Genomic DNA, 17,594 nt, shown 5'->3' with positions numbered 1-17,594 from the left:
CCAGTGGCACCTGTATTACCTTGAGCACCTTGAGGTCCAGTGGTACCGGTAGCGCCCGTGTTACCTTGCGTACCTTGAGGTCCAGTAGCACCTGTGTTACCTTGCGCACCTTGAGGTCCAGTGGAACCAGTAGCACCTGTGTTACCTTGAACGCCTTGAGGTCCGGTAGCACCCGTGTTACCTCTAGGACCAGTGGAACCAGTAGCGCCCGTGTTACCTTGAGGTCCAGTAGGTCCAGTAGGTCCTCTGCCGAACGAAGCTGAATTAACTAGAGTAGTTTGTAACTCTGCAATTAATTTAAGGAGTTCTTGGAGTGTACAAGGATCAATTCGGAATAACTTTGTAATGTAAAGTAAATAATTAATTAAAATTTGAAGTTCAACAAATACAGCACTTGCTACGAAGGTTGGATTTTTTAATATAGTTATTAAGTTTTTAATGATGGCTAATCCTTGTGCTTTCAGAGCGGAAGTAGTGTCTAGTGAACAGATGAATTTGCTTAGTAGGTGCAATGTATCTATTAGATCTTCTATGTTTTTGGAAGATGGATTGGCGAAAAGTTTAGGGATTATTTTTATTAAATCGTTAATGATTGCGCGGAATGTTCTAATTTGCGCTTTAGTAATTGGAATCGTTGGGGTAGTTGGAATTCGTCCAGCGCTAGTTGGAAAGCATGGATTGGAGTATTTATTTTGATTGTCATTAAAGCGAGACATTAAATCTCTCCTTTCTAATAAGAATGTGAACGAAACTCATCATAGTAGATGCAGAGAGTAGTTAAATGGTCATAGTGAAATGGGTTCTTTCGAGAAAAAAATAAAAAAAACGCCTTATTATAGGGCGTTTTTTTTATTTTCAGCATACTGATAATACCGTTTTAGTGAAATTTTTGATTTGAAGCCAACTAATTTTATGATCTCTGGCTCTGGGGTTTGTTTTTTTATTAGGCGTAAAATAAATGTGTTCCGGAAATGTTGTCCAGAAATGCCTTTACGTAAATTCGCTCTTGCTACTTCAAGTCGGATCATTTTTTGAATAGCGATTTCTGTTAGTGCTTTTGGTGCGTCGTTTTCATATACCCATCTGTATGTTCCGCGGTTAAAATCGAATGCAACAAACAACGGGTCATTACTATGGTATTTAGGGCGAACTGGTTCTGGAATACTTTTATAATATGTGTACAGTTGTTTTTTGTCTTCGATTGTTAATGTGATTGTTCTTTCTACTCCTGCGGTTGCTGGAATAGAAAGTGTATTAGTTTCAAAATGAACGTGATGCATAGTTAATGCTGTAAGCTCTTGTAAGGATAGTCCGTAGTCGATTAATATACTTAAAATGGCGATATTACGATCCATTAATAATGGGCGAACGGGACGTTGTTTTTCTGAAAGTCCTTCTAATGAAGTGACTATATGCTTTAATCTTTTTTCTTCATCGGATGAAATGAAATCTTCATTACGCAATGCACGGTTTGGTTGAATAGTAATTTCCATATCATTCAATGGATTTGGAATGTTAAGAAAATGATGCATTCTATTTAATACAATAAATACACGATGCATTGTTTTCTCAGAGTAGTGTCGATTCTTTTTTAAGTCTGAAAAGTAATCTTCATAGTCTTTTGTACAAAGTGTTGCCCATATATTACTGGAAGGGAGCTTTTTGTTTTTTTCTAACCAATGTCCAAAATCTTCAATGTCATAAACATAACGTTTAATGGTTGAAGACTTTCGGCCTTTATTCAATAAAAAAATAGAAAAGGCTTGTATTGTATCATGGAATTCCGTTGTTTCCATAGTCCCACCACCTTGATTATTTCTTATATTATAGCAAACTTTTCTGAAAATAGGCATTTGCAAGAGGGACTGGAATAATAATATTTGGTGAGTGGATAAAATGAGGTGATTGTATGGAACAATCGATGCGTAAGAAAAATAACAATCAAATTAATATTGTATTAAACCATCGAAAGAAAATTTCGTTACCGGCATCAGAAAATAAAACGGTAATTTCAAGTGAAACCACTACTAAACATGAGATGTTGCAGAGAATTGAAGAAGAGATGGGAAAGCTTGTTGGGATGGATGAAATAAAAAAGATAATAAAAGAAATTTATGCTTGGATTTATGTAAATAAAAAAAGACAAGAGATGGGGTTGAAATCTGAGAAGCAAGTGCTTCACATGTTATTTAGGGGGAATCCCGGTACTGGGAAGACAACCGTTGCTAGAATGATAGGGAAATTGTTGTTTGAGATGAATATTTTATCGAAGGGGCATTTAGTTGAAGCAGAACGTGCTGATCTTGTGGGGGAGTATATCGGTCATACAGCGCAAAAGACGAGAGATTTAATAAAAAAGGCCATGGGAGGTATTTTGTTTATTGATGAGGCGTATTCTTTAGCGCGGGGGGGAGAGAAGGATTTTGGGAAGGAAGCTATTGATACACTTGTGAAGCATATGGAAGATAAGCAGCACGGTTTTGTATTAATTTTAGCTGGATATTCAAGAGAGATGAATCATTTTCTTTCATTAAATCCAGGGTTACAATCTCGTTTTCCATTTATTATTGAATTTGCGGATTACTCGGTAAATCAGCTGTTGGAAATTGGAAAGAGAATGTATGAGGAGCGTGAATATCAGTTATCTAAAGAAGCGGAGTGGAAATTTCGAGATCATTTACATGCGGTAAAGTATTCGTCGCAAATTACATCGTTTAGTAATGGGCGATACGTACGGAATATTGTTGAAAAATCGATTCGTACACAAGCTATGCGATTGTTACAAGAGGATACGTATGATAAATATGATTTAATTGGGATATCAAGTATGGATTTAATGCTTGAAGAGGAGACGCACAGTACGTAAACTGTGCGTCTGTTTTTATGCATAAGTTCGTTTACTCTTTTTTTGCTTTTTCTTGGTGAGTTTTATGAAGACGTTCCATTTTAGCGCTCTTTTCGTGCGCTGAATTTGGATCATGTCCAAATTGGTTTACTGAGCTTTTTTGAGCTCCTTTATTAACATGGTTTGTCATTTGCATTCACCTCGCTTTAAAAATTAGTATAAACATTATGTAAAGAAAAACTCGTTAGAAAAGAAAAACCTCTTTACGATATGTAAAGAGGTTAGATTGCTATTTATGCATTGAGCGCTCCTTTGTATCGATGCGTCTATGCGGTAAATGCCATTTGTAATGAATAGAAACCATGCGAAAGCAAACAATTAAAATGAATAAGGTGTATAGAGCCCAATCGCTAACGATGACTTTAGCGCCAATCAAAAAACCGGCTAAAATCGTCCAAAACGCATATACATCAGCTCGAAGGACGAGAGGTTTTCTACGTGCTAAAAGATCACGAATAATACCGCCGCCAATGCCAGTTAAAACAGCAGCTACAATTGTAGCGCTAATTGGTAAATTTAATTTTTGGGCGTATAGAGCTCCTTGTACGGCGAACGCTGATAAGCCGATGGCATCTGTGATGTTTTCCCACTTTTTCCAATGCTTAATTAATTTATTAGGAAAAAGAAAAATAATCGTCATTGATAATAGTGCGATTTGGAATAACATGTCTTGTTGCCAAAACGCGACGATTGGATAACCGATTAATAAATTACGAAGGGCACCTCCCCCAAATGCGGTTGCCATTCCTAAAATATATACCCCGAAAATATCATAATCCTCTTCCATTGCAACAATGGCTCCGCTTAGTGCGAAAGCGATTGTGCCTATGATGCTAAAAATCTCCCATGCCATGAATTTTCTCCCCCGCTAACTAGATGAAATGTGCTTCCTCTGCTATTATATTAGAAGGTTTAAATTTCGAAAAGGATGAGTGAACATATTTGATGGAAGAAAAAGAAAAAATCATATTAGTTGGCTGTCAATTGCCACAAGATGATGATGAAAAATTTATGCATTCCATGAAAGAGCTTGCATCGCTAGCGAAAACTGCGCGAGCGGAAGTGTTAGTATCAACGACGCAAAAGCGCCCGAAGTTTCATCCGGCGACTTATATAGGAAAAGGTAAACTAGAAGAGCTTGCAGCGTTGACGGAAGAATTAGAACCAGCTGTTATTGTTTTTAATAATGAGTTAACACCAAGTCAAATTCGGAATTTATCTTCAGTATTAGATGCGAGAGTGATTGACCGAACGCAGTTAATACTAGATATTTTTGCGCAACGTGCGAAATCGAGAGAGGGTAAGCTTCAAGTAGAATTAGCTCAATTGCAATATACAATGCCGCGCCTTATGGGACAAGGTCTTGCTTTATCGCGTCTTGGTGGTGGAATTGGTACAAGGGGACCAGGAGAGACGAAGCTTGAGACAGATCGTCGTCATATTCGATCTCGTATTGATGAAATAAAGAGACAACTTGCGGTTGTTGTGGAGCATCGAAAGAGATATCGTGAGAGAAGAAAAGATAATAAAGTGTTTCAAGTTGCGTTAATTGGGTATACAAATGCAGGGAAATCTACGTTGTTTAATAGATTAACGGAAGCTGATACGTTTGAAGAAAACTTATTGTTTGCAACGCTAGATCCGACGACAAGAAAGATGCCGTTACCTTCTGGTTATACAGTGCTTTTGACTGATACGGTTGGTTTTATACAAGATTTACCTACGTCACTAATTGCTGCTTTTCGATCTACGTTAGAAGAAGCTGGGGAAGCAGATGTTATTTTACATGTTGTTGATTCTGCAGATCCTAATTATGTAGGGCATGAGCAGACAGTAAAACAATTATTGTCGGACCTTGAAATTAATCGTATTCCTATTATTACGTTATATAATAAAAAAGATAAATTGCATCAAAACTTCATTCCATTTCCGAAAAGTGATTTCTTAATGACTAGTGCTTTTGAAGAAAGTGATTTATTGCGTATAAAAGAAGCGCTAGAAACGAAGATGAAGGAAGAAATGGATGATTATAAAGTGGAAATCCCTCCGAGTGAAGGTAGGTTATTAACGCTTTTAAAGACAGAAACAATATTAACTAAAATGGAGTTTCTAGAAGATAAATTTGTATATGATTGTACAGGGTATATATTTGCTCATTCATCGCTTAAGGGGCAATTAAAGAGATTTTTAGTGGAAGAAGGAGAAAATAATGTTTGATCGTTTGAAAAATGGAGAAAAAATTGCTCCAATCGTAAAAGAAGTAGAAAGTCAAATTATAGAAGTACATAAATATGTGGATGAAGTGATTGAGAGTAACCAATTTCGTGTATTAGAAAGTTTTCGTAAACACAAAATTAGCGATTCGCATTTTATTCCGACGACAGGTTATGGTTATGATGATATTGGTCGTGACACGTTAGAAAAAGTGTATGCTGATGTATTTGGGGCAGAAGCGGGTCTTGTTCGTCCGCAAATTATTTCAGGTACTCACGCAATTTCGACAGCTCTATTCGGTATTTTACGTCCAGGAGATGAACTGCTATACATAACAGGAAAACCATATGATACGTTAGAAGAAATCGTTGGTGTACGCGGAAAAGGTGTAGGCTCATTTAAAGAATATAATATTGGTTATAACGCAGTTCCGTTAACTGAAGAGGGATTTGTGGACTTTGAATATGTTGCAGCTGCGATCCATAGTAATACGAAGATGATTGGTATTCAGCGTTCAAAAGGATATGCTACTCGTCCGTCGTTTACTGTTTCACAAATTAAAGAGATGATTGCGTTTGTGAAAGAGATTAAACCTGATGTTGTTGTATTTGTAGATAACTGCTATGGCGAATTTATTGAAGAAGAAGAGCCATGTCATGTTGGTGCGGACTTAATGGCAGGTTCTCTTATTAAGAATCCTGGCGGTGGAATTGTTAAAACTGGTGGTTACATTGTTGGTAAAGAGCAGTATGTTGAAGCGTGTGCATATCGTCTAACATCTCCAGGAATCGGTGCGGAAGCAGGGGCATCTTTATACAGTTTGCAAGAAATGTATCAAGGTTTCTTCTTAGCGCCGCATGTAGCGGGACAAGCGCTAAAAGGTGCGATTTTTACAGCTGCATTTTTAGAAAAGTTAGGGATGAATACATCACCAGCTTGGAATGCACCAAGAACAGATTTAATTCAGTCTGTTCAATTTGATGATAAAGATCGTATGATTGCGTTCTGTCAAGCGATTCAATATGCATCTCCAATTAATTCTCATTTCACTCCATATGCAAACTATATGCCGGGTTATGAAGATGATGTAATTATGGCTGCGGGGACGTTTATTCAAGGTGCAAGTATTGAGCTGTCGGCTGATGGTCCGATTCGTCCGCCTTATGTTGCTTACGTGCAAGGTGGATTAACTTATTCGCATGTAAAGATTGCGATTTGTTCTGCGATTGATGCGTTAATTGAAAAAAAACTATTAACAATTTCTTAAAGGAAAGCTGTCGATTTCGGCAGCTTTTTTCGTGTGAAAGTAATGATTTGTGCCATTAGAAAAAAATGAAAAAATTCACAAAAAAATCATGTAAGAAAAGCTAACATCTATTGACACTAAACATAACATGGTATAAAATGAGAAACAGTTAAGGCGAAGGAGGAACTGAAACAATGAAAGAAGATAGACGTTCTGCTCCGCTGTTTCCAATTGGTATTGTAATGGATTTAACACAATTATCTGCACGTCAAATTCGCTACTATGAAGAGCATAATCTTATTTTTCCAACCCGTACAAAAGGGAATCGTAGATTATTTTCATTTAACGATGTAGATAAATTGTTGGAAATTAAAGATTTGTTAGATCAAGGCTTAAATATGGCCGGAATTAAACAAGTATTGCAAATGAAAGAAAATCAAACAGAAGCAGTGAAAGTAAAAGAAGAAACGAAAGAAATTTCAAAATCCGAGCTTCGCAAAATTCTTCGAGATGAACTACAACATACAGGTAGATTTAATCGGACCTCATTGCGACAAGGTGACATTTCAAGGTTTTTTCACTAAAGATAACTGATTCTGAAGGTGTTTAGAGGGACTAAGGAGGAATTTATAATGGCTAGGTACACAAAAGAAGATATTTTCCGTTTGGCGAAAGAAGAGAATGTAAAGTATATCCGTCTGCAATTTACGGACCTTTTAGGGGTAATTAAAAACGTAGAAATTCCAGTGAGCCAATTAACAAAAGCTCTTGATAACAAAATGATGTTTGATGGATCTTCTATTGAAGGTTTCGTACGTATTGAAGAATCTGATATGTATTTATATCCGGATTTAGATACTTGGGTAATTTTCCCTTGGACAGCTGAAAAAGGTAAAGTAGCTCGTTTAATCTGTGATATTTACAATGCTGATGGTACTCCATTTGATGGCGACCCACGTAACAACTTAAAACGTGTGTTAAAAGAAATGGAAGCATTAGGATTCTCAGATTTCAATCTTGGACCAGAGCCAGAATTCTTCCTATTTAAAGTTGATGAAAAAGGAAATCCAACACTGGAATTGAACGATAACGGTGGATACTTCGACCTTGCGCCGATGGATCTAGGGGAAAACTGTCGTCGTGATATCGTTCTTGAACTTGAAGAAATGGGCTTTGAAATTGAAGCATCTCACCATGAGGTTGCGCCAGGTCAACATGAAATTGACTTTAAATATGCAAATGCAATTCGCTCATGTGATGACATTCAAACATTCAAGCTTGTTGTAAGAACGATTGCTCGTAAACATGGTTTACACGCAACATTTATGCCGAAACCATTATACGGTGTGAACGGTTCAGGTATGCACTGTAACTTATCACTATTTAAAAATGGTGAGAACGTATTCTTCGATCAAAACGGTGATTTACAATTAAGTGATGATGCTCGTCACTTCATCGCAGGTATTTTAAAACATGCGCCAGCATTTACAGCGGTAGCAAACCCAACTGTAAACTCTTACAAGCGTTTAGTACCTGGATATGAAGCTCCATGTTACGTAGCATGGTCTGCACAAAACCGTAGTCCATTAGTGCGTATTCCTGCATCTCGTGGTATTAGTACACGCGTAGAAGTACGTAGTGTTGACCCAGCTGCGAACCCGTATTTAGTAATGGCTACATTATTAGCAGCAGGTCTTGATGGAATTAAAAATAAATTAACTCCACCAGCTGCAGTAGACCGTAACATCTACGTAATGACAAAAGAAGAGCGTGAAGAAGCAGGTATCGTTGACTTACCAGCAACATTAGCGCAAGCGTTAGTTACTTTACAATCTAATGAAATCGTATGTGGCGCATTAGGTGATCATTTACTTGAGCACTTCATTGAAGCAAAAGAAATTGAGTGGGATATTTTCCGCACGCAAGTTCACCAATGGGAACGCGACCAATATATGTCTCTATATTAAGAGAGAAAAAAGCCCTAATACTACGGTATTAGGGCTTTTTCGTCATTTATCTACAGTGAAAAAACACGAATATTGTCGCATTTTTTTTAGTGTCATCAGGAAGTAATTTAGTGAAAATAATTTGTGTTGACTCGTTCTGTATAAAGAACTAAAATGGCATTAACTAGAAATGTTTGTATATTAAAAAGAATGAAAATATTGTTTTTTTCTTAAGTTTTCGATGTCAATTTCAAGTTGAAGCTCATTGGTTTTAAATGAGGAGGGAAGTTATGGATAAGGAAATAAATTTGAAAAATCTATTTACTATTATACGGAAAAGAATTTGGATCATTCTATTATTTACAACTCTCACAACAGTAGCAGGAGCGATGTATACTATATATGTAAAAACACCATTATATGCCTCTTCAGCAAGAGTTATTGTTCAAGCTAATGCTGAAACGATGAATACATTGAAAGCGATGGTAAATGAGCCTGTAATATTAGAAAAAGTGGCTGCTGAATTGAATATTAACAGATCTGCAGGTGCATTAAGTGGACAAATAAGTACAGAAAGTGTGCAAGGGTCCCAGATTATGAGAATAAATGTAGTGGATATAGATCCTGTGCTTGCTCATAAAATTGCAAATACTACAGCCGTTGTTTATAAGAAAGAAGTAGCGAATATACTGAATTTTAATAATGTGAGTATATTACCAGAAGACCCAGTTCAAAAAAATTCTATGCCTATAAATATAAATCACTTTAAGACGATACTAATTGCATTCTCTATAGGTATGGTGCTCAGTATTGGATTCATTTTTTTATTGGATTCACTTGATGAGAGAATCCAATCGGAACGGCGAATTGAACAATTGTTAGATGTCCCTGTTTTGGGCGGAATATCTAAAATGAATAGAAAAAATGTGAAAGACAAATTCAGTAAAAAAAATACGGTATTATTGGGGGAGGGAACGGAGTGGCTTACAAAAATAGACGAAAAACAAATAAAGTTAAAGGAGAAAGTATAATTGTACATACCGCTCCAAGATCGAAAATTTCGGAGCAGTATCGTTCGCTTCGAACAAACCTTCAATTATCTTCATCTATTCATAAAAGCAGAACTATAGTTATTACTTCTCCGAGGTATGGTGAAGGAAAATCAACGATTACAGTTAATTTAGCAGTCTCAATAGCACAAAAAGGTGAAAAAGTATTGGTAATAGATGCAAATTTACGAACACCAACGATTCATGAAATGTTTGGAGTAGAAAATACAATTGGATTAATTGATATATTGAACGGAAAAACAACTTTAGAGGGCGCCGTGAAAAAAACAGAGATGGAAAGTCTGGATGTATTAACTAGCGGACCGGTACCAGTCAATCCATCCGAAGTACTTAGTTCGAGTGCAATGGATATGTTAGTTCAAAAGGCAATGGAACGATATGATATTATATTATTTGATTCTTCTCCTGTACTAGAAGTAACAGATACAAGTGTATTGGCTGATAAGTGTGAAGGTGTATTATTGGTGATACGTTATAATCATACTGTGAATGAAGATGCGCTTGAAACGAAAAGGGCGTTAAGTTTTACGAAAAGTAGGATATTAGGTGCGATTTTGAATGGAAAAGTATAAATAACATAAATGGACTTTTAAAAAAATAATTTAATATCCCAATATTAAGATGTTTTTTATAAAGAATTTTTTAAAGAGCTACGATGTGGTGATGTCTCCTTACCGCTATCAACGGAGGCACTCGATTATGCTGTGGGTTGTGAAAACAACCTTAGATGCGAGTCATCAAGAGTGTAATGTGAGGCCGGGTTAGATGCCCATGTTTTATTAAAGTTTCTAACTATGTGCTTTTAATAAAGAGAATATAGTTAGAAACTTTAAATTTGAAAGAGTTAAGTATGGAATTGATTAAAGGAGGAAGTTACATGACGTATCGGCGGAGGATATCGTTATTGCTTTTAATGGATTCAATGATTGTGTTAAGTGCTATTTTCTTTAGTTATTTCTTTGTAAATGCTAGCTTTAGTGTTATCACTTTATCATCAATTATTAGCTCTATCACTCTATTAGTCAGTCATCATTTATTTGCTTTAATATATAAGTTGTATAATAAAGCTTGGGAATATGCAAGTATAGGAGAATTACTCATTATATGCAAAGTTGTTACATTTTCTATAATTGCTACAGCAGTTGTGCAGCAACTAATCATGCAAAAAATGTATTTTCGGCTGTTAGTTGTAACTTGGATGATTCATATTTTATTAATTGGTGGTTCACGTTTTATATGGAGAATGTACAGAGATATTTATTATGTAAAAAAGGGTGATAGAAAAAGAACGTTAATTGTTGGTGCGGGATCTGCTGGGACAATGGTTGCAAGGCAGTTGTTAAAGAATAGTGCTGCCGAATTAATGCCAGTCGCATTTATTGATGATAATGTAAAAAAACATAACCTTGATATTTGGGGTATTCCAGTAATTGGTGGTAAGAATCAAATTGAGTACGCTGTTAAAAAACTGAATATTGAAATAATAATTTTGGCAATTCCTTCATTAAACAAAAGAGAGCAAAATGTTATTTTGAAAAGATGTTTAAAAACAGAAGTGAAAACTCAAATTCTTCCGATGTTAGAAGACTTAGTAACGGGTAAAGTATCGGTGAACGAATTCAGAGATGTTCAAGTAGAAGATTTATTAGGGCGCGATCTTGTAGAGCTTGATGTGGATGTTATTTCAGATTATATAACTAACAAAGTTATTTTAGTTACTGGTGCAGGAGGTTCAATTGGTTCGGAAATTTGTAGACAAATTGCAAAATTTAGGCCGAAAAGGTTGATTTTACTAGGGCATGGGGAGAACAGTATTTATTCTATAGAAATGGAATTAAACAGAAAATATGGAGGTATGAAAGGCACGTTTATTCCTGAAATCGCAGATATACAAGATGAAAAAAAGATGAATTTAATAATGAATAAACATCTTCCAAATGTTGTATATCATGCAGCTGCACATAAACATGTACCACTAATGGAGAATAATCCTGAAGAGGCTGTTAAAAATAATTTGATTGGAACTATGAATGTATCAGAGGCAGCGAGAGCACATGGAGTAGGAACGTTTGTTATGATTTCCTCTGATAAAGCTGTGAACCCGACGAGTGTTATGGGAGCAACAAAGAAATTAGCTGAGATGGTAATTCAACATAAAGATAAAATAAGTCATACAAAGTTTGTTACTGTACGCTTTGGGAATGTCTTAGGAAGTAGAGGGAGTGTTATACCTTTATTTAAGAAGCAAATTCAAAATGGTGGACCAGTTACAGTTACTCATCCTGATATGGTTCGGTATTTTATGACAATCCCGGAAGCATCAAGACTCGTAGTGCAAGCTGGTGCTTTAGCTAAAGGTGGAGAGATTTTTGTATTGGACATGGGAGAACCAGTGAAAATAGTCGACCTTGCCAAAAATCTTATTCGATTATCAGGAAATTCTGTGGATGAAATAGGAATAGAATTTACTGGTATACGCCCAGGGGAGAAACTTTTTGAAGAATTACTAAAAGAAGATGAAATGAATGAAAAGCAAATTCATCCGAGGATTTACGTAGGACAAGAAATGAATGTTCGTATAGAAGAAATTGAAGAGTTTATTTCAAGTTATACAGATTTAAACGAAGTAGAATTAAGAAAACGATTGTTAAAGTTAGTAAATCAGCGTAAAACTTTAAAACTGTTAATACCTGTATCAGGTTAATAGAAAAAATTTATATAAGACGGGTGCGTGGGATGGTGTCTAAAAAAGTTCTGCTTTGTGCAACTGTAGATTATCATTTTAAGGCTTTTCATTTACCGTATTTGAAATGGTTTTCAGAACAAGGATGGGAAGTACATGTTGCAGCGAATGGGAATATACATCTTCCGTACGTAACTCGAAAATATAATATTCCTATTCAAAGGTCACCTCTTAGTATACAAAACCTCCACGCATATAAAAAACTAAAATCAATTATTGGTCAAAATAAATATCATATCATTCATTGTCATACGCCTATGGGAGGAGTAATTGCTCGTTTAGCTGCTCAGAAAGCCAGGCGGCAAGGAACGAAAGTCGTATATACAGCACATGGATTTCATTTTTGTAAAGGAGCACCATTCATAAATTGGCTTCTATATTATCCAATTGAAAGAAGTTTAGCAACTAATACGGATTGTCTTATAACAATTAATCAAGAAGATTACAATTTAGCAGTTAAACATCGTTTTCAAGCGAAAGATATTAAATTCGTTCATGGTGTAGGGGTAGATATAAAGCGATTTGCCCCTGTAACTGAAACTGAAAAGCAAGAATTAAAACTACAATTTGGCTATAATCCACAAGATTTTTTAATGTTTTCTGCTGCTGAATTTAATAAGAATAAAAATCAAAGCTTTTTAATCCATGTATTAGCACAATTGAAAAATGAAATGCCACATGCGAAGCTTTTGCTTGCTGGCGAAGGACCGTTAATGGAAGAGTGCAAAAAAATAGCTACTCAACTAGGAGTGACTAACATGGTTCATTTTCTCGGTTACAGAAATGATATAGCTTCCTTACTACAGATGTGTGATCTTGCGGTTGCATCTAGTTACAGGGAAGGTTTGCCAGTTAATATTATGGAAGCCATGGCTTGTGGACTTCCGGTTGTAGCTACTGATAACCGGGGACATAGGGAATTGATTATTAACAATAAAAATGGTTGGATTGTAGATCGTGATGATATAAAAGCAATGGCTGACAGGATAAAGGGTATTTCTATAAATCCTAAAGTATTAGCTCAGATGGGGCAGTATGGATGTACTATTATTAAAAATCAATATTCAGTAAATGAAGTGTTAAAAGAGAAAAAAGAAATTTATACAACATTTATGGGGGAAATGGAGGATTTAAATTGGGCACTCCATTAAGAGTATTACATGTAGTCGTAAATATGAATAGAGGCGGAGCGGAAACTTTAATTATGAATTTATATCGCAATATAGATCGTTCCAAAGTTCAATTTGATTTTTTAACATGTAAAGAAGGAGTGTTTGATGAAGAAATAGTAAAGTTGGGCGGAAAAGTTCATAGAATTCCATATGTTACGGATGTTGGTCATAGAGGCTATATAAAGGCATTAAATACCTTCTTTAGCTCTCATCCGCAATATAAAATCGTTCATTCACATATGGATAAAATGAGTGGATTGGTACTTCGTTCAGCTAAAAAAGCAAGGGTGCCAGTTAGGATTGCACATAGTCACAATACTAGTAGTGAAGGTGGTGCTACTGCAAAAATCTATAAATGGTATGCAGGAAAATCTATAGGTACATGTGCAACGCATTTGTTAGCATGCTCAAATGCAGCTGCGAGATGGTTATTTGCAGATAAAGCTGATACAGCTAGAATCTTAAAAAATGGAATTGATTGTGATAGATTTTTGTTCATTCCAGAAATGAGAAAACATGTAAGAGAAGAATTACAGCTTGAGCAAGACGCTCTTGTTATTGGCCATGTTGGAAGATTTGCTCATCAAAAAAATCATGCTTACCTTATAGAAGTATTTGCGCAGTTAACTCGATTTAGGCCGAATTCAATTCTTTTATTAGCTGGCGAAGGGCCACTTCGTATGGAAATTGAAAATCAAGTGAGGGAATTAAATTTGGAGAAGCATATAAGGTTTCTTGGGATACGAGCTGATATAGAAAGGATACTTCAAGCATTTGATGTATTTGTTTTTCCATCCATACATGAGGGATTGCCACTTACTCTCATAGAGGCGCAAGGAGTTGGTTTGCCTTGTATTATATCGGATGCTATTACGAAAGAAGTGGATTTGGGAATGAATCTAGTTGAACATGTTCCTCTAGCAGATAAAATGGCTTGGATAGAAAAAATGAAAAATATAGAAATTAGTAATTTTCCGAGGGAAATACCAGCTCAAGTATTTTTGGAGAAAGGCTACGATATAAAACATACGGCAGAATTAACTCACGACTATTATTCCGTACTTTCGAGGTGAGTAATTTGGAGAATTTAACGATTTTCACCCCTACTTATAATAGAGCATATTGTCTTACAAATTGTTATGAGAGTTTAAAACGTCAAACATGTAAGAATTTTATTTGGTTAATAATAGATGATGGATCTAGTGATAACACAAAAGAATTGGTGGATAGCTGGATTGCTGAAAAATATATAAAAATTATGTATCATTGGCAACAAAATCAAGGGATGCATGGTGCTCACAATACAGCATACGAAATGATTGATACGGAGTTAAATATTTGTATTGATTCTGATGATTATATGCCAGACGATGCTGTAGAAAAAATCCTTTCTTTTTGGAGTAGATATGGGAATGATGAAGTTAGTGGGATAATTGGATTGGATTTGTATACAAATGGGCAAATAATTGGCTCAAAGTTACCAGAAAACCTTAAATATTCCACGTTGTTTAATCTTTACAACAAACATGGTGTCACAGGTGATAAAAAATTGGTCTATCGCACAGAATTGACTAAGAAATATCCATACCCAATTTTTAAAAATGAAAAATATGTTGGGTTAGCATATAAATATTATATGTTAGATCAGCAGTATGAGATGTTACTGATGAACGAACCTCTTTGCTATGTTGAATACATGCCTGACGGTTCATCAATGAATATGCTAAATCAATATCGTAAAAATCCAAGAGGTTTTGCTTTTTATCGTAAGGAACTTATGAAATTACCATTTACTAATCGAGTATTCAAGTATAGGCAAGCTGTACATTATGTATCTAGTAGTTTTATAGCGAAAAATAAAAGATTTATGCAAGAGTCGCCATGCAAAGGTCTTACGATTTGCGCATTGCCATTTGGAGTTATTCTTTATAGTTACATTACAATGAAAACAAGAATGGAAGTAAATATATAGGGATTTACTTAGTAAGTAAATGAGAGGACATAATAATGACTATACTTTGGATGAATCTTTTTATCGTATTCATACTCGCATTTTTTGCAAGGTATTTTGCTATACCTGTAACTAATAATTTTACATTGATAAAGCCAAATAGATTATTGGTTTTAATGGCGGCTCTATCACTTGTATTGGTAGCGGGACTTCGGAATAATATTGGGGATACTTATTTTTATATGCATGCATATAAAATAACGGAGTTTAATTGGGAGTATGTTCAAACTAACAAAGACATGGGCTTTAATATTTTTCAAATGGTTTTGAAAAAATATGCGGATGATCCTCAAATAATGGTTTTTACTACAGCATTGATAACAAATGTACTCATTGTAGCAACACTATATAAATATTCAAGACTAATTGAATTGAGTTTATATGTTTATATTACGTCGGGTATGTATTTAACATCAATGAATGGGATTAGGCAATATTTAGCCGCTGCAATTATTTTTGCTGCCACAAAATATATTTTTGAAGGAAAATGGAAAAAATATATGGCAATTGTATTATGCGCATCAACATTTCATGCAAGTGCATTAGTTCTTATGCCAATCTACTTTTTTGTAAGAAAAAAAGCCTGGTCAGGAACGACATATTTGCTTCTTTTTTTAGCAGTATGTGTAGTTATAGGTTTTAATCAGTTTTCGGAAGTTTTATTTTCGGCAATTGGAAATACTCAATATGGTCAATATAAGGAATTTCATGAAGGTGGTGCCAATATACTTAGGGTTGCTGTGAGTATAGTGCCAATTATACTGGCTTACCTTGGGAAAGATAAAATGAGGGCGTTATTCCCTGAAAGTGATTATATTGTAAATATGTCTATATTAGGTCTTGTTTTTATGATTATTTCAACACAAAATTGGATATTTGCTAGATTCTCCATATATTTTGGATTGTATCAGTTAATATTAATTTCTTGGGTTGTGAAGTCATTTACAGATAAAGATCAAAAGTTGATTTATTATGCAGTTCTAGTGTGCTATTTTATTTATTTTGTATATGAACATGTAATTACTCTGGGAATTATCTATAAGAGTAACCTACTTTGATAATAAAGTGCAAGATGCTGGGAGAGGATTGTTAAATGGGGATAGATTCTAAGCTTAGACCTAAAAATAAAAAGAAGGTTTTACACATTGTCAGCGCTCTGAATCGCGGGGGAGCTGAAACGTTACTAATGAATATATATAGGAAAATAGATAAGAGGCAGCTTCAGTTTGATTTTGTATCTCATCGAAATGAGAAAAATGATTATGAAGATGAAATAATGGCGTTAGGTGGAAGAATATATAAGGTACCTAGTTTAGGACAAATAGGACCTTTTTCCTATGTTAAAGAACTTGTGAAAATTATGTCGGATAATCAATATGAAGTTGTACATGCACATACGGATTATCAAGGTGGTTTCGTTGCTGTAGCGGCAAAAATAGCTGGTATAAAAAAGAGGATTTGTCATTCGCATAGTAATAATTGGCCACAAGACTCTGGAATAAAAGCAAGAGTTATCCTAAAGGTTTTGCAATCTATTATTAAATATGCTGGAACTAATTATTGTGCGTGCAGCGTTGAAGCAGCACGTTTTTTATTTGGCGAAAGGATGCTTCATAGTGAGAGGATAGAACTAATTAAAAACGGTATAGATATTAATCAATTTACTGATATAGACGCTGGGAGTAGTGTCAGCGTAAGAAGGGAACTTAATATACCGAATGCAACAAAATTAATAGGACATATAGGAAGTTTTTCAGAGTCAAAGAATCATATTTTTATCCTAAAAGTTTTAAAGCAAATTTTAAAACGAGATTCAAATTTTGTTGCTATTTTAGTAGGAGATGGCCCGTTAAGGATTTCTATTGAATTAAAAGCAAAGCAATTAGGGATTTTTGAAAATATTAGATTTTTGGGGGTTAGGAAGGATATTCCACGACTCATGAAGAGTTTTGATGTTTTTATTTTTCCTTCTTTGTTTGAGGGGTTTGGTATTGTAACTTTAGAAGCGCAATCTGCAGGTGTACCATGTGTTGTAGCAGATACGCTACCTAATAATACTGATATGGGGTTAGGGATAATGTCATTTGTTGACTTAGATGAAGAAATTGAAATATGGTGTAAAGAAATTTATAAAGCCTTGTTAAAAGAAAGACCTGACAGGGAATTCATAATTAACAATATATCGAAATTAGGCTTTGATATTAACGATAACATTTACGAGTGGCTATCGTTATATGGAATTGTGCGCAAGGAAGAAATAGGATAATCTAATTTATTTTCATTTTAT

General features: G+C 35.0%; 17 protein-coding genes. 13 read left to right on the top strand and 4 right to left on the bottom strand.

Annotated features, from left to right (window positions below):
* Positions 1-716: collagen-like repeat preface domain-containing protein (locus ABH957_RS06940; RefSeq protein ID WP_404510818.1), on the bottom strand; the 716-nt coding region annotated here is incomplete at its 3' end.
* Positions 717-833: 117 nt separating this feature from the next.
* Complete coding sequence (locus tag ABH957_RS06935) at positions 834-1,796, bottom strand: tyrosine-type recombinase/integrase (RefSeq protein WP_107886477.1); 963 nt, start codon at positions 1,794-1,796, stop codon at positions 834-836.
* Between the two features lie 113 nt (positions 1,797-1,909).
* On the opposite strand from ABH957_RS06935, the gene spoVK reads away from it, so the two are divergent.
* Entirely contained in the window at positions 1,910-2,866 is a 957-nt protein-coding gene (spoVK, locus tag ABH957_RS06930; RefSeq protein WP_002014481.1) for a stage V sporulation protein K, read from the top strand.
* Positions 2,867-2,897: 31 nt separating this feature from the next.
* On the opposite strand, the gene ABH957_RS06925 is transcribed toward spoVK, so the two are convergent.
* Both ABH957_RS06925 and ABH957_RS06920 read right to left on the bottom strand, forming a co-directional pair.
* Positions 2,898-3,035, bottom strand: coding sequence for a hypothetical protein (locus ABH957_RS06925; protein ID WP_002087943.1), 138 nt, complete (start codon positions 3,033-3,035; stop codon positions 2,898-2,900).
* A 99-nt stretch (positions 3,036-3,134) separates the two neighbouring features.
* Positions 3,135-3,758, bottom strand: coding sequence for a trimeric intracellular cation channel family protein (locus ABH957_RS06920; RefSeq protein ID WP_002014478.1), 624 nt, complete (start codon positions 3,756-3,758; stop codon positions 3,135-3,137).
* 92 nt (positions 3,759-3,850) lie between these two features.
* Here ABH957_RS06920 and hflX point away from each other — a divergent pair, with 92 nt between their 5' ends.
* The 12 genes from hflX to ABH957_RS06860 all read left to right on the top strand — a co-directional run bounded on the left by hflX (position 3,851) and on the right by ABH957_RS06860 (position 17,573).
* Positions 3,851-5,122: a GTPase HflX gene (gene hflX / locus ABH957_RS06915; RefSeq protein ID WP_404443848.1), complete on the top strand. Its 1,272-nt coding sequence runs from the start codon at positions 3,851-3,853 to the stop codon at positions 5,120-5,122.
* Entirely contained in the window at positions 5,115-6,386 is a 1,272-nt protein-coding gene (locus tag ABH957_RS06910) for a methionine gamma-lyase family protein (protein WP_404443851.1), read from the top strand. Before hflX ends, ABH957_RS06910 begins: the two co-directional genes overlap by 8 nt.
* Before the next feature lie 173 nt (positions 6,387-6,559).
* Positions 6,560-6,949 (top strand): transcriptional repressor GlnR, encoded by a 390-nt coding sequence (gene glnR / locus ABH957_RS06905; RefSeq protein WP_002014475.1) that lies wholly within the window; start codon positions 6,560-6,562, stop codon positions 6,947-6,949.
* A gap of 48 nt (positions 6,950-6,997) precedes the next feature.
* On the top strand, positions 6,998-8,332 hold the full coding sequence (gene glnA / locus ABH957_RS06900; RefSeq protein ID WP_002014472.1) for a type I glutamate--ammonia ligase: 1,335 nt from the start codon (positions 6,998-7,000) through the stop codon (positions 8,330-8,332).
* Positions 8,333-8,601: 269 nt separating this feature from the next.
* Positions 8,602-9,342, top strand: a complete 741-nt coding sequence (locus tag ABH957_RS06895; RefSeq protein ID WP_404510816.1) for a YveK family protein — start codon at positions 8,602-8,604, stop codon at positions 9,340-9,342.
* Positions 9,291-9,953, top strand: a complete 663-nt coding sequence (locus tag ABH957_RS06890) for a CpsD/CapB family tyrosine-protein kinase (RefSeq protein WP_404443856.1) — start codon at positions 9,291-9,293, stop codon at positions 9,951-9,953. Before ABH957_RS06895 ends, ABH957_RS06890 begins: the two co-directional genes overlap by 52 nt.
* A 305-nt stretch (positions 9,954-10,258) precedes the next feature.
* Positions 10,259-12,085 (top strand): polysaccharide biosynthesis protein, encoded by a 1,827-nt coding sequence (locus ABH957_RS06885; RefSeq protein WP_404456511.1) that lies wholly within the window; start codon positions 10,259-10,261, stop codon positions 12,083-12,085.
* 32 nt (positions 12,086-12,117) lie between these two features.
* Positions 12,118-13,275, top strand: a complete 1,158-nt coding sequence (locus ABH957_RS06880; RefSeq protein ID WP_404456514.1) for a glycosyltransferase family 4 protein — start codon at positions 12,118-12,120, stop codon at positions 13,273-13,275.
* A complete protein-coding gene (locus tag ABH957_RS06875; protein WP_002128605.1) occupies positions 13,260-14,369 on the top strand; it encodes a glycosyltransferase family 1 protein in 1,110 nt (369 codons plus the stop codon). The genes ABH957_RS06880 and ABH957_RS06875 overlap by 16 nt, the downstream gene beginning before the upstream one ends.
* 5 nt (positions 14,370-14,374) lie before the next feature.
* Positions 14,375-15,268, top strand: coding sequence for a glycosyltransferase family 2 protein (locus ABH957_RS06870; protein ID WP_002128603.1), 894 nt, complete (start codon positions 14,375-14,377; stop codon positions 15,266-15,268).
* A gap of 35 nt (positions 15,269-15,303) precedes the next feature.
* On the top strand, positions 15,304-16,365 hold the full coding sequence (locus ABH957_RS06865) for an EpsG family protein (protein ID WP_404510814.1): 1,062 nt from the start codon (positions 15,304-15,306) through the stop codon (positions 16,363-16,365).
* A gap of 35 nt (positions 16,366-16,400) precedes the next feature.
* Positions 16,401-17,573 carry a glycosyltransferase family 1 protein gene (locus ABH957_RS06860; protein ID WP_002128602.1) on the top strand — a complete coding sequence of 391 codons (1,173 nt, stop codon included), beginning with the start codon at positions 16,401-16,403 and terminating at the stop codon, positions 17,571-17,573.
* Positions 17,574-17,594 lie beyond the last annotated feature (21 nt).

Source organism: Bacillus sp. RC242 (assembly GCF_044908245.1).
Classification (GTDB): Bacteria; Bacillota; Bacilli; order Bacillales; family Bacillaceae_G; genus Bacillus_A; species Bacillus_A mycoides.
Note: the sequence above shows the minus strand (reverse complement) of the source record. Positions and strands in the feature narration are given on the sequence as shown.